Source organism: Bordetella genomosp. 9 (assembly GCF_002119725.1).
Lineage (GTDB): Bacteria > Pseudomonadota > Gammaproteobacteria > Burkholderiales > Burkholderiaceae_B > Bordetella_C.
The window spans coordinates 3,569,832-3,593,365 of the sequence record NZ_CP021109.1 but is presented as its reverse complement, the minus strand read 5'-3'; the positions used below and the strand labels follow the sequence as shown (position 1 = coordinate 3,593,365).

Annotated in this window: 21 protein-coding genes; 12 read left to right on the top strand and 9 right to left on the bottom strand. The window is 65.6% G+C overall.

The window, feature by feature from the left end; all coding sequences use genetic code 11:
* Positions 1-74 precede the first annotated feature (74 nt).
* The 7 genes from hrcA (at position 75) to CAL13_RS16465 (ending at position 7,567) form a co-directional block, all read left to right on the top strand.
* Complete coding sequence (gene hrcA / locus CAL13_RS16495) at positions 75-1,079, top strand: heat-inducible transcriptional repressor HrcA (protein WP_086058348.1); 1,005 nt, start codon at positions 75-77, stop codon at positions 1,077-1,079.
* Between the two features lie 47 nt (positions 1,080-1,126).
* Entirely contained in the window at positions 1,127-2,206 is a 1,080-nt protein-coding gene (gene hemH, locus CAL13_RS16490) for a ferrochelatase (protein WP_086058347.1), read from the top strand.
* Between the two features lie 259 nt (positions 2,207-2,465).
* The gene (gene grpE / locus CAL13_RS16485) at positions 2,466-3,059 is read left to right on the top strand and encodes a nucleotide exchange factor GrpE (RefSeq protein WP_086072974.1); all 594 of its coding nucleotides are present in this window, start codon (positions 2,466-2,468) and stop codon (positions 3,057-3,059) included.
* A 12-nt stretch (positions 3,060-3,071) separates the two neighbouring features.
* Positions 3,072-3,458 (top strand): thioredoxin family protein, encoded by a 387-nt coding sequence (locus tag CAL13_RS16480; protein ID WP_086058345.1) that lies wholly within the window; start codon positions 3,072-3,074, stop codon positions 3,456-3,458.
* 84 nt (positions 3,459-3,542) lie between these two features.
* Positions 3,543-5,468, top strand: a complete 1,926-nt coding sequence (gene dnaK / locus CAL13_RS16475; RefSeq protein ID WP_086058344.1) for a molecular chaperone DnaK — start codon at positions 3,543-3,545, stop codon at positions 5,466-5,468.
* A gap of 151 nt (positions 5,469-5,619) precedes the next feature.
* Complete coding sequence (gene dnaJ / locus CAL13_RS16470) at positions 5,620-6,744, top strand: molecular chaperone DnaJ (RefSeq protein ID WP_086058343.1); 1,125 nt, start codon at positions 5,620-5,622, stop codon at positions 6,742-6,744.
* Positions 6,745-7,021: 277 nt separating this feature from the next.
* A complete protein-coding gene (locus CAL13_RS16465; RefSeq protein ID WP_086072973.1) occupies positions 7,022-7,567 on the top strand; it encodes a cytochrome b in 546 nt (181 codons plus the stop codon).
* A 33-nt stretch (positions 7,568-7,600) separates the two neighbouring features.
* Here the strand turns inward: CAL13_RS16465 and CAL13_RS16460 are convergent, their stop codons facing one another.
* The 3 genes from CAL13_RS16460 to CAL13_RS16450 all read right to left on the bottom strand — a co-directional run bounded on the left by CAL13_RS16460 (position 7,601) and on the right by CAL13_RS16450 (position 10,284).
* On the bottom strand, positions 7,601-8,302 hold the full coding sequence (locus tag CAL13_RS16460) for a DUF6776 family protein (RefSeq protein WP_086059537.1): 702 nt from the start codon (positions 8,300-8,302) through the stop codon (positions 7,601-7,603).
* A gap of 246 nt (positions 8,303-8,548) precedes the next feature.
* Positions 8,549-9,244: an N-acetylmuramate alpha-1-phosphate uridylyltransferase MurU gene (gene murU / locus CAL13_RS16455; RefSeq protein ID WP_086072972.1), complete on the bottom strand. Its 696-nt coding sequence runs from the start codon at positions 9,242-9,244 to the stop codon at positions 8,549-8,551.
* Positions 9,244-10,284, bottom strand: a complete 1,041-nt coding sequence (locus tag CAL13_RS16450) for an aminoglycoside phosphotransferase family protein (RefSeq protein ID WP_086072971.1) — start codon at positions 10,282-10,284, stop codon at positions 9,244-9,246. The genes murU and CAL13_RS16450 overlap by 1 nt, the downstream gene beginning before the upstream one ends.
* A gap of 181 nt (positions 10,285-10,465) precedes the next feature.
* On the opposite strand from CAL13_RS16450, the gene CAL13_RS16445 reads away from it, so the two are divergent.
* Genes CAL13_RS16445 through rsmA form a run of 3 tightly spaced genes read left to right on the top strand, consistent with a single transcriptional unit; the run spans position 10,466 to position 15,428 of the window.
* Positions 10,466-12,928, top strand: a complete 2,463-nt coding sequence (locus CAL13_RS16445) for an LPS-assembly protein LptD (protein ID WP_086072970.1) — start codon at positions 10,466-10,468, stop codon at positions 12,926-12,928.
* Positions 12,925-14,565, top strand: a complete 1,641-nt coding sequence (locus CAL13_RS16440; protein WP_232467681.1) for a peptidylprolyl isomerase — start codon at positions 12,925-12,927, stop codon at positions 14,563-14,565. The genes CAL13_RS16445 and CAL13_RS16440 overlap by 4 nt, the downstream gene beginning before the upstream one ends.
* Positions 14,566-14,597: 32 nt before the next feature.
* Positions 14,598-15,428 carry a 16S rRNA (adenine(1518)-N(6)/adenine(1519)-N(6))-dimethyltransferase RsmA gene (gene rsmA / locus CAL13_RS16435; protein ID WP_086072969.1) on the top strand — a complete coding sequence of 277 codons (831 nt, stop codon included), beginning with the start codon at positions 14,598-14,600 and terminating at the stop codon, positions 15,426-15,428.
* A 64-nt stretch (positions 15,429-15,492) separates the two neighbouring features.
* On the opposite strand, the gene CAL13_RS16430 is transcribed toward rsmA, so the two are convergent.
* Positions 15,493-16,671 (bottom strand): glycerate kinase, encoded by a 1,179-nt coding sequence (locus tag CAL13_RS16430; RefSeq protein WP_086073694.1) that lies wholly within the window; start codon positions 16,669-16,671, stop codon positions 15,493-15,495.
* A gap of 135 nt (positions 16,672-16,806) precedes the next feature.
* Here CAL13_RS16430 and pyk point away from each other — a divergent pair, with 135 nt between their 5' ends.
* Positions 16,807-18,249: a pyruvate kinase gene (pyk, locus tag CAL13_RS16425; protein ID WP_086058336.1), complete on the top strand. Its 1,443-nt coding sequence runs from the start codon at positions 16,807-16,809 to the stop codon at positions 18,247-18,249.
* Between the two features lie 24 nt (positions 18,250-18,273).
* Here pyk and CAL13_RS16420 read toward each other — a convergent pair whose 3' ends face one another.
* The 3 genes from CAL13_RS16420 to gloA are packed head-to-tail and all read right to left on the bottom strand — an operon-like array spanning position 18,274 to position 20,508.
* Positions 18,274-19,503, bottom strand: coding sequence for a nucleoside recognition domain-containing protein (locus CAL13_RS16420; protein WP_086058335.1), 1,230 nt, complete (start codon positions 19,501-19,503; stop codon positions 18,274-18,276).
* A 22-nt stretch (positions 19,504-19,525) separates the two neighbouring features.
* Positions 19,526-20,059 (bottom strand): peptide deformylase, encoded by a 534-nt coding sequence (gene def / locus CAL13_RS16415; RefSeq protein WP_086058334.1) that lies wholly within the window; start codon positions 20,057-20,059, stop codon positions 19,526-19,528.
* Between the two features lie 53 nt (positions 20,060-20,112).
* Complete coding sequence (gene gloA / locus CAL13_RS16410) at positions 20,113-20,508, bottom strand: lactoylglutathione lyase (protein ID WP_086072968.1); 396 nt, start codon at positions 20,506-20,508, stop codon at positions 20,113-20,115.
* Between the two features lie 246 nt (positions 20,509-20,754).
* Here gloA and CAL13_RS16405 point away from each other — a divergent pair, with 246 nt between their 5' ends.
* Complete coding sequence (locus CAL13_RS16405) at positions 20,755-21,744, top strand: Bug family tripartite tricarboxylate transporter substrate binding protein (protein WP_086072967.1); 990 nt, start codon at positions 20,755-20,757, stop codon at positions 21,742-21,744.
* Between the two features lie 6 nt (positions 21,745-21,750).
* Here CAL13_RS16405 and CAL13_RS16400 read toward each other — a convergent pair whose 3' ends face one another.
* The gene (locus CAL13_RS16400) at positions 21,751-22,818 is read right to left on the bottom strand and encodes a YgjP-like metallopeptidase domain-containing protein (RefSeq protein WP_232467680.1); all 1,068 of its coding nucleotides are present in this window, start codon (positions 22,816-22,818) and stop codon (positions 21,751-21,753) included.
* Positions 22,769-23,533, bottom strand: coding sequence for a lysophospholipid acyltransferase family protein (locus tag CAL13_RS16395; protein ID WP_086059533.1), 765 nt, complete (start codon positions 23,531-23,533; stop codon positions 22,769-22,771). Before CAL13_RS16395 ends, CAL13_RS16400 begins: the two co-directional genes overlap by 50 nt.
* Position 23,534: the final 1 nt, after the last annotated feature.

Below are 23,534 nucleotides of genomic sequence, written 5' to 3'. Positions count from 1 at the left end.
ATTATATGGGGCCATATTTCGCTTTGCCGGACAAAATTGCCACCGTTGCAAAAAAGATTCCATAAAATAGCGACATGGACGACCGCGCACGCGCATTGCTCAAGGCGTTGATCGAACGCTATATCGCCGACGGCCAGCCGGTCGGCTCGCGCACGCTTTCCAAAGTCTTCGACCTGTCGCCGGCCACCATCCGCAATGTGATGGCGGATCTGGAGGAGTCGGGGCTCATCCAGAGCCCGCATACGTCGGCCGGCCGCATCCCCACGCCGCGCGGTTACCGCCTGTTCGTCGATTCGCTGCTGGCGGTCAAGAATTACGACATCCAGGCCGAGCACCTTCGCGAAAGCCTGCCCGCCGCGGAGCCGGCGCGCGCGGTCAATGCCGCGGCGGCCCTGCTGTCCAACCTCACCCAGTTCGCCGGCGTGGTGCTGACGCCGAAACGCGCGCAGGTGTTCCGCCAGATCGAGTTCATCCGTCTTTCCGAAAAGCGGGTTCTGCTGATCATCGTCACGCCGGACGGCGACGTGCAGAACCGTATCCTGTTCGTGCAGCGCGACTATGCCGAGCATGAGCTGATCGAGGCCGCGAACTTTTTCAACGTGCATTTCGCGGGCAAATCGTTCGACGCGGTTCGCCGCACCCTGGCGACGGAACTTGCCCAGTTGCGGGAGGACATTTCCCGCCTGATGCAGGCGGCTGTCGAGGCCGGCACCGAGGCTGTGGAAGACGGCGACGCGGTTGTGATCTCCGGCGAGCGCAAGCTCCTGGACGTGACCGATATCGCGTCCGATATGGACCGGCTGCGCAAGATGTTCGCGCTGTTCGAAAAGAAAACCGACCTGCTGCAGCTGCTTGACGTCTCCAGCCGCGCGCAGGGGGTGCAAATCTATATCGGCGGCGATTCGCAGCTGGTCCCGCTGGAAGAGGTCTCCGTCATCACGGCGCCTTACGGCGTGGACGGCAAAGTGGTCGGCACGCTAGGCGTGATCGGCCCGACGCGTATGTCCTACGAACGCGTCATTCCCATCGTCGACATTACGGCCCGCCTGCTGTCGAACGCCTTGAGTCATAACCATTAATCAAGCGGCACGGCCCTGTCGCGGGGGCGGCTGACGAGGTAATCCGCGTGTTCCTGCGTGCGTTCAAGTACTTGTGGCCCGAGCGTTTCCTGCCCGAACCCGAGCAGGCGGATCCTTTCGAGGAACAGACGACCGGTCCCGGCAAGACCGGCGTGCTCTTGGTCAACCTCGGCACGCCGCAGGCGCCCACCGCCCGCGAGATCCGCCGCTACCTGGCCGAATTCCTGTCCGACCCGCGCGTCATCGAGATTCCCCGCTACCTGTGGTGGCCGATCCTGCACGGGCTCGTGCTGACGCTCAGGCCCAAGAAGCTCGTGCCGCGATACCAGGGAATCTGGATGGACGAGGGCTCGCCGCTGATGGTCTACAGCCGCCGCCAGGCGCAGGGTGTCAGCCGCGCGCTGAGCGCCCGGGGTGTCCATGTCGAGGTTGAGCTGGGCATGCGCTACGGCCAGCCTTCGGTGGCGGAGGCGGTGACCGCCCTGCGGCGGCGCGGCTGCGAACGGATACTGGTGATGCCGCTGTATCCGCAATACGCGGCCAGCACCACAGCTACCGCCGTGGACGCCGTCGCGGCCTACGCCGCCCGGCTGCGCGACCAGCCGGAATTGCGCTTCGTCAAGCGCTTCCACGACGACGGCGGCTATCTGGCGGCCGTGGTGGGGCGGATCGAACGCTATTGGGCGGAGCATGGGCGGCCCCAGAAATTGGTCATGAGTTTTCACGGCCTGCCCAGATATTCGGTGGAACTGGGAGACCCGTATTACCAGGACTGCCTGCGCACCGGGCGCCTGCTCCGCGAACGTTTGGGCCTGATGCCCGAGCAGGCGGCGGTGACCTTCCAGAGCCGCTTCGGCACCGCAAGATGGCTGGAACCCTATACCGCGCCGACGCTTATCCAGCTGGCCCAGGAAGGGGTGACGGAAATTGACGTGGTCTGCCCGGGCTTTGTCGCGGATTGCCTTGAAACGCTGGAAGAGATCCAGGTCGAGTGCCGCGACGCCTTCATCGCGGCCGGCGGCCGCCGCCTGCGCTATATCCCTGCGGTCAACGACGACGAGACCTGGATCGCCGCGCTGGCCGAACTGGTCCAGCGCAATCTGCAAGGCTGGCCGGTTCAGGGCTGATTCGTGGCGCCGGGCGCCAGGGCGCCCGCTCGGCCGGCGCCGGTCCTCCCCGTACCCTTCAAACGGGGACAGGCTAGAATGCGGCCCGGCGAAATCCGGGGAGGGGCCCCGACGCTGGTGCGGTGACCCGCGCCTATCGGTAAAAGTCCGGACGCCGGGGTTGAAGAAATACCGGCCCGTCTCCATTGACCCGCCTTGAAAAGGGGGCATTGGACCCCATACAGGTCGCGAACGTCATTCGTTTACCGGAGGAATATCCATGACGGCACAGAACGAGCCTGCCGAGAATAGGCCCGATATCGACGCAGCCGCCGAGCCGGCCGACAAGGCCGAGACCGCGGCGGCGGCGCCCGCCGCGGAAGGCGCGGACACGCAACCGGATCTCGTCGCCGATCTGCGCGCCCAGCTGGAAGCGGCCAAGGCCAAGGCGGACGAGCACTACGATCTGTTGCTGCGTACCCGCGCCGATGCGGAAAATATTCGCCGCCGGGCTCAGGAAGACGTTTCCAAGGCGCACAAGTTCGGCATCGAGTCCTTCGCCGAGAGCCTGGTCCCCGTGAAGGACAGCCTGGAAGCCGCGCTGGCGCAGCAGGAGCAGAGCCTGGAAACCCTTCGCGAAGGGGTGGAAGCCACGCTCAAGCAGCTGACCGCCGCGTTCGAGCGCAACCGGCTGATGGAGATCGCTCCCGAAGTGGGCGCCAAGTTCGATCCGCACCAGCACCAGGCGATTTCGTCGGCGCCCTCCGAGCAGCCGGCCAATACCATCGTGCAGACCCTGCAAAAAGGCTATCTCATTGCGGACCGCGTGCTGCGCCCCGCGCTGGTGGTGGTTTCCGCGGGGCCGCAGAGCTGAACGGAGTCTTCCATGTCCAGCGCGCAGGCGTTTGATCCTTCCCAGGTTTTCGAGCTGTTCGGCATGCGGCCCGTCGACAGCGACGGCTTCGACCGCGAGGTCGTACAGGCGCCCGGGGATGATCTGCGTTGCGTGTTCCTGTGGGGCAAGGACTGCTACAACTGCAATCTGTTCAAGCAGACGGCAATCCTTCACCAGGACAAGCTGCTGGGCCTGGGCTTGACGTGGTTCCAGGCCGACGTCTACGCCGACGTGGCGCTGGGGCGCCGGTTCTCGCTGCACGGCGTGCCCACTTTCGTCATGTATCGCAATGGCAAGCGGCTGGGGCGGATCACCGGCTGGCCGGGCCTGCCGCAGTTTTCCGATGCGGTGCGGCGCCTGCGCGAGGACAAGGCTTGAAAACCCTGACGGCAGCCCCACTTATTCGATAACCGAGCTTTTTTCACAATTCAACGAAAACCGACCCATTCAAGGTAATCCATCATGAGCAAGATCATCGGCATCGACCTGGGTACCACCAACAGCTGCGTGGCTGTGATGGATGGCAGCCAGGTCCGGATCATCGAAAACGCCGAAGGCGCGCGCACCACGCCTTCCATCATCGCCTACATGGATGACGGCGAGATCCTGGTCGGCGCGCCTGCGAAGCGCCAGGCCGTGACCAACCCCAAGAACACCCTGTATGCCGTCAAGCGCCTGATCGGCCGGAAATACGAAGAAAAAGAGGTGCAGAAGGACATCAACCTGATGCCCTACAAGATCGTCAAGGCGGACAACGGCGATGCGTGGGTGGAAGCGCATGGCAAGAAGCTGGCGCCGCCGCAGGTGTCCGCCGAAGTGCTGCGCAAGATGAAGAAGACCGCCGAGGATTACCTGGGCGAGGAAGTCACCGAAGCCGTGATCACGGTGCCGGCCTACTTCAACGACAGCCAGCGCCAGGCGACCAAGGACGCCGGCCGCATCGCCGGCCTGGAAGTCAAGCGCATCATCAACGAGCCGACCGCGGCCGCGCTGGCGTTCGGCCTGGACAAGTCCGAAAAGGGTGACCGCAAGATCGCGGTGTACGACCTGGGCGGCGGTACGTTCGATATCTCGATCATCGAAATCGCCGACGTGGACGGCGAGAAGCAGTTCGAAGTGCTGTCGACCAACGGCGATACCTTCCTGGGCGGCGAAGACTTCGACCAGCGCATCATCGACTACATCATCGGCGAGTTCAAGAAAGAGCAGGGCGTCGATCTGTCGAAGGACGTGCTGGCCCTGCAGCGCCTGAAGGAAGCCGCCGAAAAGGCCAAGATCGAACTTTCGTCCAGCCAGCAGACCGAGATCAACCTGCCGTACATCACGGCCGACGCGTCGGGTCCCAAGCACCTGAACCTGAAGATCACGCGGGCCAAGCTGGAAGCGCTGGTGGAAGACCTGATCGAACGCACCATCGAGCCGTGCCGCATCGCCATCAAGGATGCGGGCGTCAAGGTGTCGGAAATCGACGACGTCATCCTGGTCGGCGGTATGACCCGCATGCCCAAGGTGCAGGAGAAGGTCAAGGAATTCTTCGGCCGCGATCCGCGCAAGGACGTGAACCCGGACGAAGCCGTGGCCGCGGGCGCCGCGATCCAGGGTTCCGTGCTGTCGGGCGATCGCAAGGACGTGCTGCTGCTTGACGTGACGCCGCTGTCGCTGGGTATCGAAACCCTGGGCGGCGTCATGACCAAGATGATCCAGAAGAACACGACCATCCCGACCCGTTTCTCGCAAACGTTCTCCACGGCAGACGATAACCAGCCGGCGGTGACCATCAAGGTCTTCCAGGGCGAGCGAGAAATTGCCGCGGGCAACAAGGCGCTGGGCGAGTTCAATCTGGAAGGCATTCCGCCGGCGCCGCGCGGCGTGCCGCAGATCGAAGTGACCTTCGACATCGACGCCAACGGCATCCTGCACGTGTCCGCGAAGGACAAGGGCACGGGCAAGGAAAACAAGATCACCATCAAGGCGAACTCGGGTCTGTCGGAAGAAGAGATCCAGCGCATGGTGAAGGACGCCGAGGCCAACGCCGACGAGGACCATCGTCTGGCCGAACTGGCGCAGGCCCGCAACCAGGGCGATGCGCTGGTGCACGCCACTCGCAAGTCGCTGAGCGAGTATGGCGACAAGCTCGATGCATCCGAAAAGGAAAACATCGAGAACGCCATCAAGGACCTGGAAGCGACGCTGAAGGACGGCGACAAGGCGGCCATCGACGCGAAGGTGCAGGCCCTGTCCACCGCCTCGCAGAAGCTGGGCGAGAAGATGTACGCCGACATGCAGGCGCAACAGGCGGCTCAGTCGCAAACGGCCGCCGACAACGCCAAGCCGGCCGACGACAACGTGGTCGATGCCGACTTCAAGGAAGTCAAGCGCGACCAGTGATGAGCGGCAACGCGGCATGACGGTGCAACGCCCGGGACCGGATGTATTTCCGGTCCCGGGCGCGGTCGTATGAGCGACGGGTTTTTGTCGGCGCGGGGTCGTCCCGGCTAACGCGGCGGCTCTCCCGAGAGAAAAAAGCCTCTGGAAGATCATGGCAAAACGTGACTATTACGAGATTCTGGGCGTCGCCAAGAACGCCTCGGACGACGAGATCAAGAAGGCCTATCGCAAGCTGGCCATGAAATACCATCCGGACCGCAATCCGGACAACAAAGAGGCCGAGGAAAAGTTCAAGGAGGCCAAAGAGGCCTACGAAGTCCTGACCGATGACCAGAAGCGAGCCGCTTACGACCGCTACGGCCATGCCGGCGTCGACCCCAATGCCGCGGGCGGCATGGGCGCGGGCATGGGCGGCGGATTTGCGGACGCCTTCGGCGACATCTTCGGCGAAATCTTCGGCGGCGCGGCGCGCCGCGGCGGCGGGCCGCAGGTCTACCGCGGCGCGGATCTGAAGTACGCCCTGGAAATCACGTTGGAGCAGGCGGCCCATGGTTTCGACACCGAGATCCGCGTGCCCAGCTGGGAAAATTGCGAAGTCTGCCACGGTTCCGGCGCCAAGCCGGGCACCTCGCCCAAGACCTGCCGCACCTGCGGCGGTTCCGGGGTGGTGCGTATGCAGCAGGGCTTTTTCAGCGTGCAGCAGACCTGCCCGACCTGCCACGGCAGCGGCAAGGAAATCACTGATCCCTGCGTGAACTGCGACGGGGTGGGGCGCATCCGCCGCAACAAGACCCTGCAGGTGAAGATTCCGGCGGGTATCGACGACGGCATGCGCATCCGCTCCGCGGGCAATGGCGAGCCGGGCCTGAACGGCGGGCCTCCGGGAGACCTGTACGTCGAAATCCATATCAAGCCGCACAAGATCTTCCAGCGCGATGGCGATGACCTGCATTGCGAGCTGACGATTCCCTTCACCACGGCGGCGCTGGGCGGCGAACTGCAGGTCCCCACGCTGGGCGGCAAGGCGGAGATCACGATTCCGGAAGGCACCCAGTCGGGCAAGACCTTCCGTCTGCGCGGCAAGGGCATCCGCGGCGTCCGGGGCACCTATCCCGGCGATCTGTATTGCCACGTCGTGGTGGAAACGCCCGTGCGTTTGAGCGAAGAGCAAAAGAACATCCTGCGCCAGTTCGAGGCTTCGCTGAACGACGGCGGCGACCGCCACTCGCCGCAAAGCAAGTCCTGGACGGACCGGGTGAAGGAATTCTTTAGTTAGAGACCCACCCCCCGAAGCGCTAACGCGCTTCCCCCCTCTAGGGGGGCGACGCAGCGGACCGGCGGAGCCGGATCCGCGCGTCCTGGATCGGGTGGCGGCTGGGGGCTTTGGGGGTGTGGTGCTGTGGCTGTTGGCCGTGGCTTTGGCTTTGGCTTTGGCTGTGGCTTTGGAGGCACACCTGAAGTGCGGCTTGCTTTCGAGTCTGGTGGTTTGTGCGGTAGGTGGTGACGGCGCGGGATAAACTGGCGCATCGTTTTCGTTGCCACAGGAGTGAAAGATGTCCGCACCGTCATCGGCCGCCGCCGTTCCCCTGGCCCGTTACAGCCGTCCGGCCGTCGTCCTGCATTGGGTGATTTTTCTACTGGTTGCGCTGGCCCTGTTCGCCATCGAAGTACGCGGGCCGCGTGGAAGCGATTCGCGTGCGTTGTGGACGGGTATCCACGTGTGGGCGGGGCTGTCGGTGCTGGTCCTGACGGTGGTGCGTCTGTTCTGGCGGCTGGTGCACGGGGTGCCGGCTGCGGAAGCGGGCCAAGGCGTTTTCGCCGCCTGTGCGCGGGGGCTGCACTTGTTGTTTTATGTCCTGCTGATCGCCCAGCCGCTGTTGGGAATTTTGATGATCAACTTTGCGGGCCGGCCGGTTTCGCTCATGGGCACCGGGCTATCGTTCGCCATTGTCGGCGCGGACGATGCCGCTCGCCAAACCGTGCATGACGTGCACGAATTCATCGGCAACGCCCTGTACTACCTGATCGGCCTGCATGCATTGGCCGCCCTTTGGCACCAGTTTGTGCTCAAGGACGGCACGCTGCGCAAGATGCTGTAAGGACGCAGGGGCGGGGCGTTTGCCCCGCCTGCGTCAGCCCTTCACGTAGTAGATCCGCATGGCCTGCTGTTTCTGCGCGGAATCGAGCACCTTGATGGTCACGGCGCGGGCGAGGAAGCCGTCCGGCAGGGTCAGGGTGCCGTCCATGTGCTCGTAGCGGTCCAGGTCCATGGGCAGGGGGTCGGGCGTAACGGTTCCGCTGCGGCCGTTCGGGTAGCGGCCTTCCACAACGAACTGCAAGGTGCCCTTGAATGGCACGCCAGTGGTGTTCTTGTCCCGCATGACCAGGACCTGGTAGTCCAACTGGCCGGGCTGGCGCGCAAGTTGCGCCGAGCGGACACCGATGGGGCCGCCGCGAGGGTCGGGCGGAATGGCGGCCTCGAACAGCGCCAGATCCTTATTCAAGGCTTCGATCTGCTGGCGCGCCTGGGTCAGGTCGGCGGTCAGCTTTTCATGAGTGGCGCGCGCGGTGTCGCGCTGTTGCGTGACTTCTTCCAGCTGGCCCTGCAGGCGCTGGCGGTCGAGGTTGGCGGCGCTCAGCTCGCTGTGCAACTGTTCGGATTGTTCGACGGTGAGGCGCTGCGGGCCGTAATTGGCCTGCAGGAAAAGCACGCCTCCCGCGCCGATCACCACACCGGCCAACAGCAACACGAGCCAGCGCGGCATGCGGCGCGAGCGCTTTCCAGGTTGATAAACCGAAGGTTTGAAAACCGCGCGCTGCGACCGTCCGAACATCCCATCCATCCAAAAAACAAAGCCGTGCCCTTTTGCGCCGGGACCTTTGCGGCGCCGCGGCCGGGCAGTGATTGCCTGGGCGCCGCGCATCCAGTGCGCTGCCGCCGTGAGCGTAGTCAAAGCGTTAAAGAATAACCCGAGCCGCCGAGGCTTCGCCATTTCGACAAGCCTGGTTGCGCACCTTGATATTGTGAAATATCCGCGCTGCGGGCGCCGCCGGTTTTTGCGGCGGCGCGCGGAGGGCGTCTAGGTGCTTGCCGCCGCGCCCAGCTCGGCGTCCAGCGCCGCGAGGCGCTCGGGCGTGCCGACGTCGACCCATTTGCCCGTATGGCGCGCGCCTCTCACGGCATCGTCCGCGATCGCTTGCGTCAGCAGCGGACCCAGGCGTGCAGCCGTACCCGGCGCGATTGCGGCGAACAGCGCGGGGTGATAGACGCCAATGCCCGAGAAGGTCAGCCGCTGGCCTTCATTCGGGTGGATCGCGCCATCGGACCGCAAGTGGAAATCTCCTTCGGGGTGGTGCTCGGGATTGTCCACCAGCAGCAGCCAGGCTCGACGGCCGGTGGCGTCGATATCCGGCGCGAGCTCGAGGGCCTGGGCCGGGTTCCAGTCGCACCACACATCGCCGTTGATCACCAGGAAGGGGGCGTCGCCCAGCATGGGCAGCGCGCGCGCGATACCGCCCGCGGTTTCCAGGGCGGTGCCTTCGCGGGAGTAGCGCAGCCGTGCGCCGACGCGGCTGCCGTCGCCCAGCGCCGCTTCCAACCGATCGCCCAGCCAGGCATGATTGATGACGATTTCGCGCATGCCCGCGGCCACGAGACGTTCGATATGCCACAGGATCAACGGCTTGCCGCCCGCGGGAAGCAAAGGCTTGGGCACGGTGTCGGTCAGGGGGCGCATGCGCTCCCCGCGGCCCGCCGCCAGTATCATCGCGCGCATCAGAAGGTGTACCCGACCGTGGGCTGGCGCTCGTCCAGCTTGTCCAGCAGGCGCATCAGCGGCGCGAAGACGCCGTAGCGTCCGGCGACCTGGCGCACGTAGGCGTTGACACGCGGAATATGCCCCAGATAGCCCGGCTTGCCGTCGCGATGATGCAGGCGCGCAAACACGCCCAGTATGCGCAGATTGCGCTGCAGGCTCATCCACTCGTAGGCGCGGTGGAAGTCGGCGAAATCCGCATCCACCGGCAGCCCCGCTGCGCGGGCCATTTCCCAATAGCGTATCGCCCAATCCAGCTGCTGCGGCTCTTCCCAGGTGGTCCGGGCGTCGGTGACCAGCGAGGCCAGGTCATAGGTGATGGGGCCGGCCAGCGCGTCCTGGAAATCGATGATGCCGGGGTTGGGCCCATGCCGGGGGTCTTCGCAGGCCATCAGGTTCGGGGAGTGGAAGTCCCGGTGCACCAGCACCGTGGGCTGGCCGGCATTGGCGCGCGAGAGCAATGCGAACACGTCCCGCAAGTGCTCGCGCTCGTCCGGAGCCAGGCTGACGCCGTGGTGCCGGGCAACGTACCACTCGGGGAAGAGTTCCAGTTCGGCTGTCAACCGCTCGGCATCATAGGAAGCCAGGCCCCGTGTCGAGGCCTGTTGCATGCGCACCAGCGCGGCCAGCGCCTCGCGATAGCGCTTTTGCAACTGGGTATCGTCCCATCCGTCCTGGATACGCTGATAGTAGGTGTAGGGGCCCAGGTCGGACAGCAGCAGGAAGCCGCGCTCCAGATCCTGCGCCAGCACGGCGGGGACGTTCAGGCCGGCGTCGCGCAGCAGGGCGCCCACGTGCAGGAACGGGCGGACGTCCTCGTGCGGCGGCGGCGCGTCCATGACGATGACGGCGCCGTCAGCGGCGTCCAGGCGGAAATAGCGCCGGAAACTGGCGTCGCTGGACGCCGGACGCAGGGTGTCGGGTTGCAGGGCCAGGGAGTGGGGCAGGGTGCGCAACCAGTCGCGCAGCGCGCCCAGGCGGGAATCGGCGGAGGAAGACAAGAAAGGACCTGTGCGAGAAAACGGGTAGCGGACGTTTTTGATGCGTTTTTGCGGGCTCGGAACGCGGCGGCTGCGCTGACGCCGAGCTTATCTATAATACCGGGTCCCCGCGGGTTCGACGGGGCCGGCGCGTTGCGCCGTCCCGGCGCCCCATGCCCATTTTTTCCAGGTTCCCACGTACGTGCGCATCGTCCGGTCGTTGATCCTATTCCTTGCTGGCGCCGCCTCGGCCGCCCAGGCCCAAGTCGCAACGGATACGTCAGCGAATTCGAGCGCGCCGGCCGCCCGGTCCGCTTCCCCGGCCGCTTCGCATAACGTGGAAGTGCTCGGCCTGCGGTCTTCGCCGTCGTTGCGCGTGCATCGTTTGCCGGACGAGCAGATTCCGGCGTACCTGGAAGGCAACACCATGGACGGCGATCCGGACTCTACCGTGACGCTGGACGGCAGCGCCGAGGTGCGCCGCATCGATATGGTGCTCAAGGGGGACCGCATCACCTATGACCGTGCCACGGGGAACGTCGATGCCGTGGGCGGCGCCCGGCTGATGCGCGAAGGCTCGCTGGCCACCGCCCCGCAAATGCGGTTCAACGTGGATACCAGCAGCGGCAATCTGAAATCGCCGGATTTCTGGCTGGGCGCCACCGGAGGCTTCGCGAAGGCGGATCAGGCCGACATTTTCAGCCGCTCGGCGATGCGGCTGACCAACGTCACCTACACCGGGTGCAGTTGCTCGGAGCCGTCCTGGTACATCAAGTCCAAGTCGGTGGACATGGACTTCGAGGAAAACGAAGGCGTGGCCCATGACGGCGTGCTGTATTTCAAGGACGTGCCCATCCTGGCCGCGCCTTATCTGACGTTCCCCATCAAAAAAGAGCGGAAGTCCGGTTTCCTTATCCCGACCTACGGCACGACAAGCCGCAGCGGTTTCGATTTCCAGGCGCCGTACTACTTCAACCTGGCGCCGAACTACGACGCCACGATCTACCCCCGGCTGCTGGCCAAGCGCGGGTTGCAATTGGGCGGCGAATTCCGCTACCTCGGATCCTCGTACAGCGGCTTGCTGGCCGGCACTTATCTGCCGAGCGACAACCAGACGGGCGAGAGCCGCTGGATGTACACCACGCGCCACTACCAGGCCCTGGGCAACGGCTTCTTCGGCAGCTGGAACATCACGGGCGTGTCGGATGACGATTACTATCGCGACTTCTCCACGCTGGGGCTGAACGAAGCGTCCACGACCTACCTGCCGAAGCAGGGCATGGTGGGATGGAGCAACCAGTATTGGACCACCTACGTTCAGGTGTACAAGTACCAGACGCTGCAGGATCCGGACGCTCCCATCCTGCCGCCGTACGACATGGAACCCCAGTTGTCCCTGCGAGGACAGCGCTACAACTGGAATGGCTTCGATGCGGAGTTGACGAGCACGGCGACGCGCTTTCGCCGCAACCTGAGCGGCGTGCCCTCCAGCATCATCCCGACCATCTACAACAACAGCGGCCCCGAAAGCGGCGACCGGCTGCAGATATATCCCACCGTGTCGTTCCCGATCGTGCGCCCGGGCTGGTACGTCACGCCGAAGGTCGGGTATCACTACACCCAGTACCAGAACACCGATTGGTATGGCGGGTCGAAGGGCATCATGGGAACCGAAACGGGGCTTCCCACAAGCATTTCGCGCGGCGTGCCGATCATGTCCGTGGACGCCGGCATGACGTTCGAGCGCGATACCACTTTGTTCGGCAAGGACTCTATCCAGACGCTGGAGCCGCGCCTGTATTACCTGCGCGTGCCGTATCGCGATCAGTCCCGCATGCCGATCTACGATACGACGCTGGCCAACTTCAGCTTCGCGCAGGCATTCGAAGAAAACATCTACACCGGCGGTTGGGACCGCATCGCCAACGCCAATCAGCTGACTGCCGCGCTGACGACACGCTACCTGGACGCCAACAGCGGCTTCGAGCGCCTGTCCCTGTCCGTGGGGCAGCAGATCTATTTCGACGATCAGCGCGTCACGCTGCCCAGCGAAACGCCTCGCACCAACGTCCGGTCGAACTTCCTGGTGGAAACCAGCGCGGCGCTGACCGATACGTTGACCGCTTCGCTGGGCGGGCAGTACGACCCCTACAACAGCGACTGGAACCAGGGATTGGTTTCGATGCGCTGGTCGCCGCAGCGGCTGACCACCGTGTCGCTGTCCTACCGCTATCAACGCGATCCGCCAGTCCTCAGCACTGGCGGACGCCAGGCCTATCTGCCGCAGGGGCAGAACCAGGTCAGCCTGGCCTTCCAGTGGCCGTTCAGCGAGCGGTGGTACGGTGTCGGCCGCATCGATTATTCGATGCACACCGGACCGGTGGTCGGAACGAACAATGAAACCATCCAGGATACGCGCCGTATCACGCAGGCCATCGCCGGACTGGAGTACAAAGGCGATTGCTGCTGGACGGGCAGGGTGGTGTTCCAGCGCTATGCCGTCGCGGCGGACGAAGTGAATACCGCCGTGTTCTTCCAGCTTGAGCTGAACGGACTGGGTTCGCTCGGTACCGACCCGATGAAGCTGCTGTCGCGGAGCATCCCCGGATATCAGTCGGTGAATCCGCCGCCTGTGCCTGGAACGACTTTCGAAAGGTATGAATGATGGGTAGTGTGTTTTCGCGGGCTCGCGCCAGCCGCGGCATTCTGGTGTTGACCGCCTGCGCCGCGTTTCCCCTGGCCGCCCTCGCGCAGCCGCAGGGCCGGACCAGCTCGCCGGCCAAGACGCCCGGAGCGGCGTCGCGGTCCGCGCCACCCGCAGCCGCGGCGGCGCCCGCTGCCGCTGCTGGCGCCGCGGCCCCAACGGCTCAGTCGGATCAGTTCGCCGACGGCATTGCCGCCGTGGTGAACAAGGATGTGATCACCATGCGCGAGGTCAACGAAGGCGTCAAGGAAGCGACGCAGGAGTTGTCCCGGCAGAACATCCAGCTGCCCGACCCCAAGGTGCTGCAACGCCAGGTGCTTCAGCGCCTGATCATGGAAAATCTTGAGCGGCAGGAAGCGGCCCGGCTGAATATCCGCGTTGATGATGCGCAGGTCGACCAGGCCATCGCGAGCATCGCCGAGCGCAACCGGATATCGGTGGAGCAGATGCGGCGCGAGATCGAGAAGCAGGGGCTGCCGTGGTCCGTCTATCGCCGCAGTATCCGCAGCGAAATCCTCTCGGACCGGCTGCGTCAGCGCGTGGTGGATTCCACTCTGCTCGTCTCCGACGCGGAAGTCGATGCGTTCCTGAAGGAGCAGCGGCGCCGCCAGGCGGGCGGCAGCCCGGCCGGCGCACCGGCGCAGACCCGCGCGGCGCCCTCCGCCCCCGCGGCTGAGCCCGCGCAGTCCGGCCCGCAAATCGTCAGTCTGGCGCAGATCCTGGTGCGCGTGCCTGAAAGCGCCACCCGAGATCAAGTCGAGGCGCTGCGCAAGAAGGCCGAAGACATCCTGGCGCGGCTCAAGGGCGGCGCCGACTTCGCCAGCGTCGCGGCGGCCGCGTCCGATGGCCCCGAAGCGCTGCAGGGCGGCGTCATGGGCGCGCGCCCGCTGGAAGGTTGGCCCGACCTGTTCGTCAACGCCATCGCGAATGTGCCCAAGGGCGGCGTCAGCGGCGTCATCCAGAGCGGCAACGGTTTCCATATCCTGAAGGTCGTCGATCGCCGCAGCGCGGGCGCGCCGGCCCCGGGGCGCAGTCCCGCCCAGACGCCGGCGCAGCCGCCTGCGCCGCCGGCGGAAGCGGCCGGCCCGGGTTCCGACGGCACGGTGCGCCTGCCTCAGGGCCCCGTGCAGGTCACGCAGACGCATGCGCGTCACATCCTGATCAAGACCTCCGCGGTGATGAGCGACGATCAGGCCCGGCAGCGGCTGGAGCTGATCCGCCAGCGCATCGTGGAAGGCAAGGAAGACTTCGGCGCGCTGGCGCGCCAGAATTCACAGGATGCCAGCGCGCCGCAAGGCGGCGATCTCGGCTGGCTCAACCCGGGCGAGACCGTGCCTGAGTTCGAACAAGCCATGAACGCGCTGCAACCCGGGGAAGTCAGCCAGCCCGTTCATTCGCGCTTTGGCTGGCACCTGATCCAGGTGATTGAGCGCCGCGAGAAAGACGTCAAGGACGAGCTCGAACGACTCCAGGCCCGTCGCGTGCTGTTCGAACGGCGCGCCCAGCTTGCCTTCGACGATTGGCTCGAGCAATTGCGCGGCCAGGCCTACATCGACAATCGCCTGGAAAAGCAGGCTCGGCAGGACAGTAATCCTTGACGCAGCCGCCTCGGCTCGGCGAACCGGCATCCATGGCGCAACATCAGGCGCGTAAGCGCTTCGGACAGCATTTTCTGGTCGACGAAAGCGTGGTCGACGCCATCGTGCGTGCGATCGGTCCCGGCGCGGACGATGCGATGGTCGAAATCGGCCCCGGCCTGTCGGCGCTCACGCGGCCGCTGCTGCAGCGCCTGCGGCGGCTGACCGTGGTCGAGATCGACCGTGATCTGGCCGGGCGTTTGCGTGCGGAATTCCCGCCGGAACGGCTGGATGTCGTCGAGGCCGACGCATTGACGGTCGATTTCTCGGGGTTTGGTCCGGACCTGCGTGTTGTCGGCAATCTGCCGTACAACATCTCCAGCCCCATTCTGTTCCACTTGATGACGGCCGCCGATACCGTCCGCGACCAGCATTTCATGCTCCAGCGCGAAGTGATCGACCGCATGGTGGCGCAACCGGCGTCGTCCGACTATGGGCGGCTCTCGGTCATGCTGCAGTCGCGCTATCGCATCGAGAAGCTGTTCGACGTGCCGCCCGAGGCCTTCGATCCGCCGCCGCGCGTGGTGTCGGCCGTGGTTCGCATGGTGCCGCTGCCGGCTGATCGACGCCGGCCCTGCAGCGAAGCGGCGCTGGAACAGGTGGTGGCGCGGGCGTTCGCGCAGCGGCGCAAGATGCTGCGCCGGGCGCTGGGCGACTGGACGCCCCATGTGCCTTGGGATGCGTTGGAAATCCCGCCCACGTCGCGGGCAGAAGAAGTATCGGTGGACAAATTCATCGGCCTGGCCGACGTCCTGTTCGAGGCGGGCCTGGCCGGCCCCTCCCTGCCGCACAGCGCGGAACTGGACAAGCCGCGCGCCGACTGACCCTGACGTTGCGGCCGAACGGCATTGTCGCGGGGCGGTCCCTTCCCGCGCGGCGGTCGCGCCCTTACCCCAGCTGGTTCAGATCCGCCGTTTCCGTTGCGCGATGGTTCAGGCCGCGGCCGGCCATGAACAACCGTGTGGCGTCGCGCGCGCGATCGGCAAGGAGGTCCGCAGCCTGGGCGCAGGCTTGCTCCAGTGTCATCGGCCCGGCCGCCAGGCTATAGGCCGCCGTGATGCCGGCGCGGTAGAGCTTGTCGTAGCCGTCGCCAAGCGAGCCGGCCAGCGCCACCACGGGCACACCGACGGCATGCGCGATGCGAGCCACGCCGGCTGGCGTTTTCCCATGCAAAGTCTGTTGGTCCATGCGGCCTTCGCCGGTGAAAACCAGATCCGCGCCAAGCACGGCGTGGGCCAGGCCGCCAAGTTCCGCAACGACTTCTACCCCCGGCCGGAAAGCGGCATTCAAGAAGGCATGCGCGGCGAACCCGAGTCCGCCGGCAGCGCCGGCGCCCGCCCGGTCGCGTTCGTCGCGGCCTAGCGCACGCGCGCAGATGTCGGCGAAGTGGGCCAGCGCGGCGTCCAGCTGCGCCACCTGGGAAGCCGAGGCGCCTTTTTGCGGGCCGAAAACCGCCGACGCGCCGTGGGGACCGCACAGGGGATTGTCCACGTCGGATGCAACATCGACGCGTACGGCAGCCAGGCGGCGATCGAGGCCGGTCGTATCGACGCGAGCGGCATTGCGCAGCGCCGCGCCGCCGGGAGCGACCTCATCGCCGTGGGCGTCCAGGATCCGCAGCCCCAGCGCGGAAAGCATGCCGGCGCCGGCGTCGTTGGTCGCCGAGCCGCCCAGCCCCAGAATGATGCGGCGCGCCCCCGCATCCAAGGCCGCCAGGATCAGTTCTCCGACGCCCCGGCTGGTGGCGCGCAATGGGTCGCGGCGTTCAGGGGGAACCTGTTCAAGCCCCGCTGCGGCCGCCATTTCGATGACAGCCGTGCCGTCGGCCAGCCATCCCCAGGAAGCGTCGATAGGTTCGCCCAGCGCATCCGTCACGCGCGCGGTGCGCCACTGGCCGCCCCTGGCCGCAAGTACTGCTGCCACAGTCCCTTCACCGCCATCGGCCATGGGTATGGCGACGATCTCGGCGCCAGGGCAGGCGGCGCGCACGCCGCGCGCAATGGCGGACGCCGCATCCGGCGCTGACAGGCTTTCCTTGAAGGAGTCGGGCGCGATGACGATCTTCACGATGGATCCCATGGCATGCCGCCCGTGGGGGGCTGGCGAGGCGCCCATGATAACCGCATGGAAGCGCGACTGCCGTCACCTTGACCGCAAGCAGGCGTACCATAAGGCGCTCGGTCAACTACAGAGGAATTCGTCATGGCAGTGCTGCGTCGCACCAAAATCGTCGCCACCCTCGGTCCCGCCACCTCGTCGCCCGAACGCATCGAGGCGCTGGTGCGCGCGGGCATGGACGTCGCGCGGCTGAATTTCTCGCATGGCGATACCGAGGACCACAGGCAGCGCGCAAAGCTGGTTCGCGAAGCCGCCGCCCGGCAGGGGCGTTTCGTGGCATTGATGGGAGACCTGCAGGGACCGAAGATCCGCATCGCCCGTTTCGTGGATGGCAAGGTGACGTTGAAGACCGGCTCGCCCTTTACTTTGTCGAACAGCCATCCCTATGAGGAAGGCACCGAGGAAATCGTCGGCATCGATTACCCGGAGCTCGTGCAGGACTGCAAGCCGGGAGACGAACTGTTGCTGGACGATGGCCGTGTGGTGCTGCGCGTGGAAAGCGTGGACCTGGATTCGGTGCATACGACCGTGATGGTGGGCGGCCCCTTGTCGAACAACAAGGGCATCAATCGTCGCGGGGGCGGCCTGTCCGCGCCCAGCCTCACGGACAAGGACCGCGCCGACATCAAGGTTGCCGCGGAACTGCAGCTCGACTATGTGGCGGTATCGTTTCCCCGTCACGGTTCGGACATCGAAGAAGCGCGGGAACTGGTGCGCGCGGCCGGCAGCCAGGCATGGATCATCGCCAAGATCGAGCGGGCGGAAGCAGTGGTGGATGATGAAGCGCTGGATGCGCTGATCCGCGCCAGCGACGGCGTCATGGTGGCGCGCGGCGACCTGGGCGTGGAGGTCGGCGACGCGGAACTGGCGGGGATCCAGAAGCGCATCATTCAGCACGCGCGCACGCTGAACAAGGTGGTCATCACCGCGACGCAGATGATGGAGTCGATGATTTCGAATCCCCTGCCGACGCGAGCGGAGGTGTCCGATGTCGCCAACGCGGTCCTGGATTACACCGACGCAGTCATGTTGTCCGCCGAGAGCGCGTCCGGCCAGTACCCCGTGGAAGCCGTCGAGGCGATGGCCCGTGTCTGCCTGGGCGCGGAAAAACATCCGACCTCCACGCATTCGCACCACCGCCTGGGCGAAACGTTCTCGCGCTGCGACGAAACCATCGCGCTCGCGGCGATGTACGCCGCCAACCATTTCCCGCGCGTCAAGGCCATCATCGCGCTGACCGAAAGCGGTCACACGCCACTGATCATGTCGCGCATCCGTTCTGGCGTGCCGATCTATTGCTACAGCCCCCACCCGGTCACCCAGAATCGGGCAGCCTTGTTTCGCGGCGTGTATACGGTGCCTTTCGATCCTTCGGCCTACGACCCGGCGGACCTGAGCAACGCCGCGATCGCCGAGCTCAAGCAGCGCGGGCGCGTCGAGCCGGGCGACTGGGTCATTTTGACGAAGGGCGACTTCTACCGCGACAGCGGCGGGACCAACGGAATGAAGCTGCTGCCGGTGGAATGACCGTCGGCCGGACCTGATGCCGGCCTAGCCGAAGAACCAGTAGCAGACGCCGATGGAGGCCAGGACGCCGGCCAAGTCGGCCAGCAGCGCGCAGCCGACCGCATGGCGTGCGCGCCGCACGCCGACCGCGCCGAAGTAGACCGCCAGGACGTAGAACGTGGTTTCGGTGCTGCCTTGCACCGTGGCGGCGAGCAGCGCGGGGAAGCTGTCCACGCCGAAGTGCGACATGGTTTCCAGCAGCATCGCGCGCGCCGCGCTGCCCGAAAACGGCTTGACCAATGCCGTGGGCAAGGCATCGACGAAGCGGGTATCCCAACCGGCGGCGTGCGCGAGCCAGCGTATGCCGTCCAGCACCGCGTCCAGGGCGCCGGATGCGCGCAGCACGCCCACCGCGCAAAGCATGGCGACCAGATAGGGCAGCAGGTCGCGCGCAATATCGAAGCCCTGCTTGGCGCCGTCGATGAAGCATTCGTACAGCGGGACCTTGCGGTATGCGCCCGCCAGCAGGAAGGCCAGGATGATGGCGAACAGCGTCAGGTTGCCCAGCAGCGAGGACAGCGCCGCAATGGCGGCTGCCGACAGGGTGGCCAGCAGGCCGATGAAGCCGCCCAGCAGCAGGGCGGCGCCGGCCAGCCACGCCAGCACCACGGGATCCCACAGCTTCAAACGCTGGCATGCCGCGACCGCGAGCAGGCCGGCCAGCGACGAGGCGCTGGTCGCCAGCAGGATCGGCAGGAACACCAGGGTGGGATCGGCCGCGCCTTGCTGCGCGCGGTACATGAAGATGGTCACCGGCAGCAGCGTCAGCGACGATGCATTCAGCACCAGGAACAGGATCTGTGCGTTGGTCGCCGTTTCGGGCTGCGGATTCAGTGTCTGCAATTCTCGCATCGCACGCAGTCCGATCGGCGTGGCGGCATTGTCCAGGCCCAGCGCATTCGCGGCGAAATTCAGCGTGATCAGGCCGATGGCGGGATGGCCGCGCGGAACCCCGGGCATCAGACGGGCGAATAGCGGACCGAGGATGCGTGCGAGCGCGCCGACCAGGCCGGCCTGTTCCGCGATGCGCAGAAAACCCAGCCACAGGGTGAGGGTGCCGAACAGCAGCACCATGACCGATACGGACAGGCGCGCCATGTCGAAGAGGGCGCCGACCATCGCCGAAAACACTTCCGGGTGCCCGCCCGCGAGCCAGCGCAGCGCGCCGGCCAGGCCGCTCGCCAGGAAGAACCCCAGCCACAGATGGTTCAGCATGGACCCGGTGCGGCGCGACGATTCAGTCGTCGCGCTTGGGATCGAGCCCGGGGAACAGCACCTCGGTGAAGCCCAGCTTGGTCAGGTCCGTCATGCGGGTCGGGTACAGGCGCCCGATCAGGTGGTCGCATTCGTGCTGCACGACACGCGCGTGAAACCCGCTGGCTTCGCGGTCGATGGCTTGTCCGGCGGGATCCAACCCGGTGTACCGGATATGACGGTAGCGCGGCACGAGGCCGCGCAGACCCGGGACGGACAGGCAGCCTTCCCACCCGTCTTCCTTTTCGTCCGAAAGCGGCGTGATGACGGGATTGCATAGAATCGTCCGCGGGACGGGTTCGGCGTCCGGATAGCGTTCGCTGCGCTCGAAGCCGAAGATCACCAGCTGCAGGTCCACGCCGATCTGCGGCGCGGCAAGGCCCACGCCGCCGGCATGCGCCATGGTTTCGAACATGTCCTGGATCAGGGCATGGAGTTCCGGCGTATCGAATTCGCGGACGGGGGCGGCGACGCGCAACAGGCGCGGGTCGCCCATTTTCAGAATCTCGTGAATCATGACAGAGCTCGGTGCGAAGGTCCCGGCCATTCTATACCGGGCCCCGGGGCGGCCTAGTCGTGCTGGGTGCCTTTCTGGATGAACTCGATCTTGTAGCCGTCCGGATCCTCGACGAACGCGATAACGGTCGTGCCGTGCTTCATCGGACCGGCTTCGCGCGTCACCTTGCCGCCGCGCTCGCGCACGCGGTTACAGGCCTCGTAGGCGTCGGGCACTTCGACGGCGATATGCCCGTAGCCGTTGCCCAGGTCGTAGCTGGGCGTGTCCCAGTTGTGGGTCAGTTCCAGCACGGCGCCTTCCTTCTCGTCCTGATAGCCCACGAATGCCAGCGTGAACTTCCCTTCTGGGTAGTCCTTGCGGCGCAGCAGGCGCATGCCGAGCACGTTGGTATAGAAGTCGATCGAACGGTCGAGGTTGCCGACGCGCAGCATAGTGTGGAGCAGTCGCATGGTGGTTCCTTTGATGTGCAAGAAGGTGGGGATCAGCCGCTATTGTAGAAGCCAGCACAAGACCGACAAAGATCGCGCGGGAGACGCAAGTCGCCAAGGGGGTGCGCTTGAATCCAGCAGTACGGCCACAAGTGCGGCTCGCTTCTGTAAGGATCGAGAAGCGGAACTAGACGCGCCTATGGAACACCCATCCGCCCGCAACAGGTTGTTCGAAACTTTATCGACTTCGGACCGGACGGAGGCAACATGCACATCTCCAAACATGAGCTCGCGGCCATTGCCCTGCTGGGCGCCGTGATTCCGATAGGCGCCCTCGGGGCCGATATCGAGGCGTCGTTCCCTCAACGGCCAATCACCCTGGTGGTTGGATATCCTCCGGGCGGCAGCGCCGACGTGTTGGCGCGGCTGGTCGCGCAACATATGGAGAACGACCTCGGACAGAAGATGATCATCGAATATCGGCCCGGGGCTGGCGGCAATCTTGGCGCAGAGGCGGTGGCCAGAACCAGGCCCGACGGCTATACGATGTATCTGGCGGGACGCCCCAACACGATCCATAAGGTCATGTATCCGGCGGTCAAGTATGACTTCTCCCACGATCTTGTACCGATCGGGCTGGTCGCGTCCACGCCGTACGTCATGGTCGTGGACAAGCATGCGCCGATCACGAGCGTCGAAGATGTCGTTTCCCTCGCAAAGGCCTATCCAGGCGGGCTGACATGCGCATCCACAGGCACGGGGACCACCGAGCACCTGTTGTGCGAGCTGCTGCAGCAGGAGGCCGAAATCGATATGGTGCACGTTCCCTATCGCGCCAGCCCCGGGGCGTTTGCAGACGTGATTGGCGGTCGGGTCGATATCTATATCGCTTCGCTGGCGTCTACCCTGCCGCACATCATGGCGGGGAACGTCCGTCCCGTTGCGGTCATGGCGAACCGGAGATCTCCGTCGCTCAAGGACGTGCCGACGATAGGCGAGGTCGGCTTCCCCGATCTGGCGCTCGGCGCGTGGTACGGGCTGACGGCACCCGCGGGTACGCCGGCACATGCCGTCAATCGCCTCAACCGTGCAGTCAACGTCTTATTGGCGAATGCAGACGTAAGAGAGGCCCTTACGCAGCGTGCCTATATGCCAGCTCAGCCAAACGAGCCCAGCGCGTTTGCCAATGTGATCGCTGAAGAAACGAAGCGATGGACCGCGCTGCTCGAGCAGCGCAACATCAAGCCCCTGCATTGACCGTCGTCAGAACTGCGGCAGCATGGCCGGGTCGTGCCGCCGCAGGACCTCGCGGGCCTTTTCGTAATCGGGCAGGATCTGGCCAACTTCGGTCCAGAAATTCGGGCTGTGGTTCATCTCGCGCAGATGCGCCAGCTCATGGGCGATCACGTAATCGATGATCGACGGCGCGAAATGGATCAAGCGCCAGTTCAGCATGATGTTGCCGTCGCTGGTGCACGAGCCCCAGCGCGTCGCAGCCGAGGACAAACGCCAGCGGCGTATCTTCAGCCCGCTGGCCTGGAGAAAGTGCGCCAGGCGCGCCCCGAACCACACGCCCGCCCGCTGCTGCAGCCACGCCTGCGCGGCGTCCCGGATGCGCGACGATTCCGCGTTGGCCGGCAGGGCCAGTCTGAGGATGTCCCCGTCGCGCGGCGCGTCGGCGTTGCCCGCCAGACTCGCGTGCCGTTCGCCGGAACCCAGCTCCAAGACAATGCGCTTGCCCAGATAGGGCAGCTCGCCGCCATGGCGCCATTGCGTCTGCGACATCGCGAGCTGCTCACGGCGCCGTTGCCAGTCGCGGAGTTTGGCCAGGATCCAGCCCGCTTTTTCGACGACGGCTTCATCGACCTGGCGCAGCGTCACCCAGTTCGGCGCCGTGACGCGCAGGCCGTCGTCGCTGACGACGAAGCCGATGGTGCGGCGGCGGGAACGCAGCAGCACGAAGCCGATGGACTGCTGCGGCGTTTGAACGATGCGCCATCTGGCGTTGGGCGGCAGGCTGGCGGGGCAGGGTGTGGGGATGGCGCGAGACGATGCGGATGGACGCAGGTCGAAGCGATCGCCGGCGTCCCGGCCTTGGTCCGTTTCGGGGCCGCTTTCCTTGGCCGGTGACGGGCCGTCTTGCGGCGCGTCGCGTCCGCGATCTGTCGCGGGGCGTTCGGGGCTGGCGGCATCGTGCGCGCCGCCCGCTGGAGCGAAGGTGCGGTCGTCGGAAGACGGAAGGGTATGCGAAGGGGAAAACCCGGGGGCGCCCCCGCCGGCGTCAGCGGGCGGCGCGTCGAACAGCAGTTCCAGCTGGTGATTCCGAGCCATACCTTTCCGGGTTGAGGCGACGCATCTCGCCTTCGATCCAGTCCTGAACCTCGCGGTTCAGATCCTCAGGGGTTTTGCCTTGCGATTCTATCGCGGGCCCGATGGACACAGTGATCATGCCGGGCCGCTTCACGAAGGCGTTGCGCGGCCAGCATTCGCCAGCGTTATGCGCGATGGGAATGACGATCGCACCGGTACGCGATGCCAGCAGCGCGCCCCCGAGCTTGAACCGTGCCGTCTTGCCTGGCGCGATACGGGTGCCTTCGGGGAACAGCAGCGGCCAACGGCCCTCGTTCAGCCGGCGCTGACCATTGCGCACGACTTGTTCGAAAGCGTCCCGCCCCTTGCTGCGATCGATCGGAATCATGCGCAGCAACGCCAGGCCCCAGCCGAAGAACGGCACCCAGTGCAATTCGCGCTTGTACACGAAGCAGACTTCGCGCGGCATATGGGCCGGAAAGCACAGCGTTTCCCACGCCGACTGGTGCTTGGACAGCAGGATGGCCGGGCCATCGGGCAGGTTCTCCCAGCCGCGCACCTGCCACCGTATGCCGCATATGACACGGGCGCCCCAGATCGCCAGCCGCGGCCAGCCGACCGTGAGCCGATATCGCCAATGCAGCGGCAGCGGCGCCCACAGCAGGCACGCGATGGCGTAAGGAATGACCGTGACGGCCAGGAAAATCGCATAAAGCAGGGACCGCAAAAACAGGATC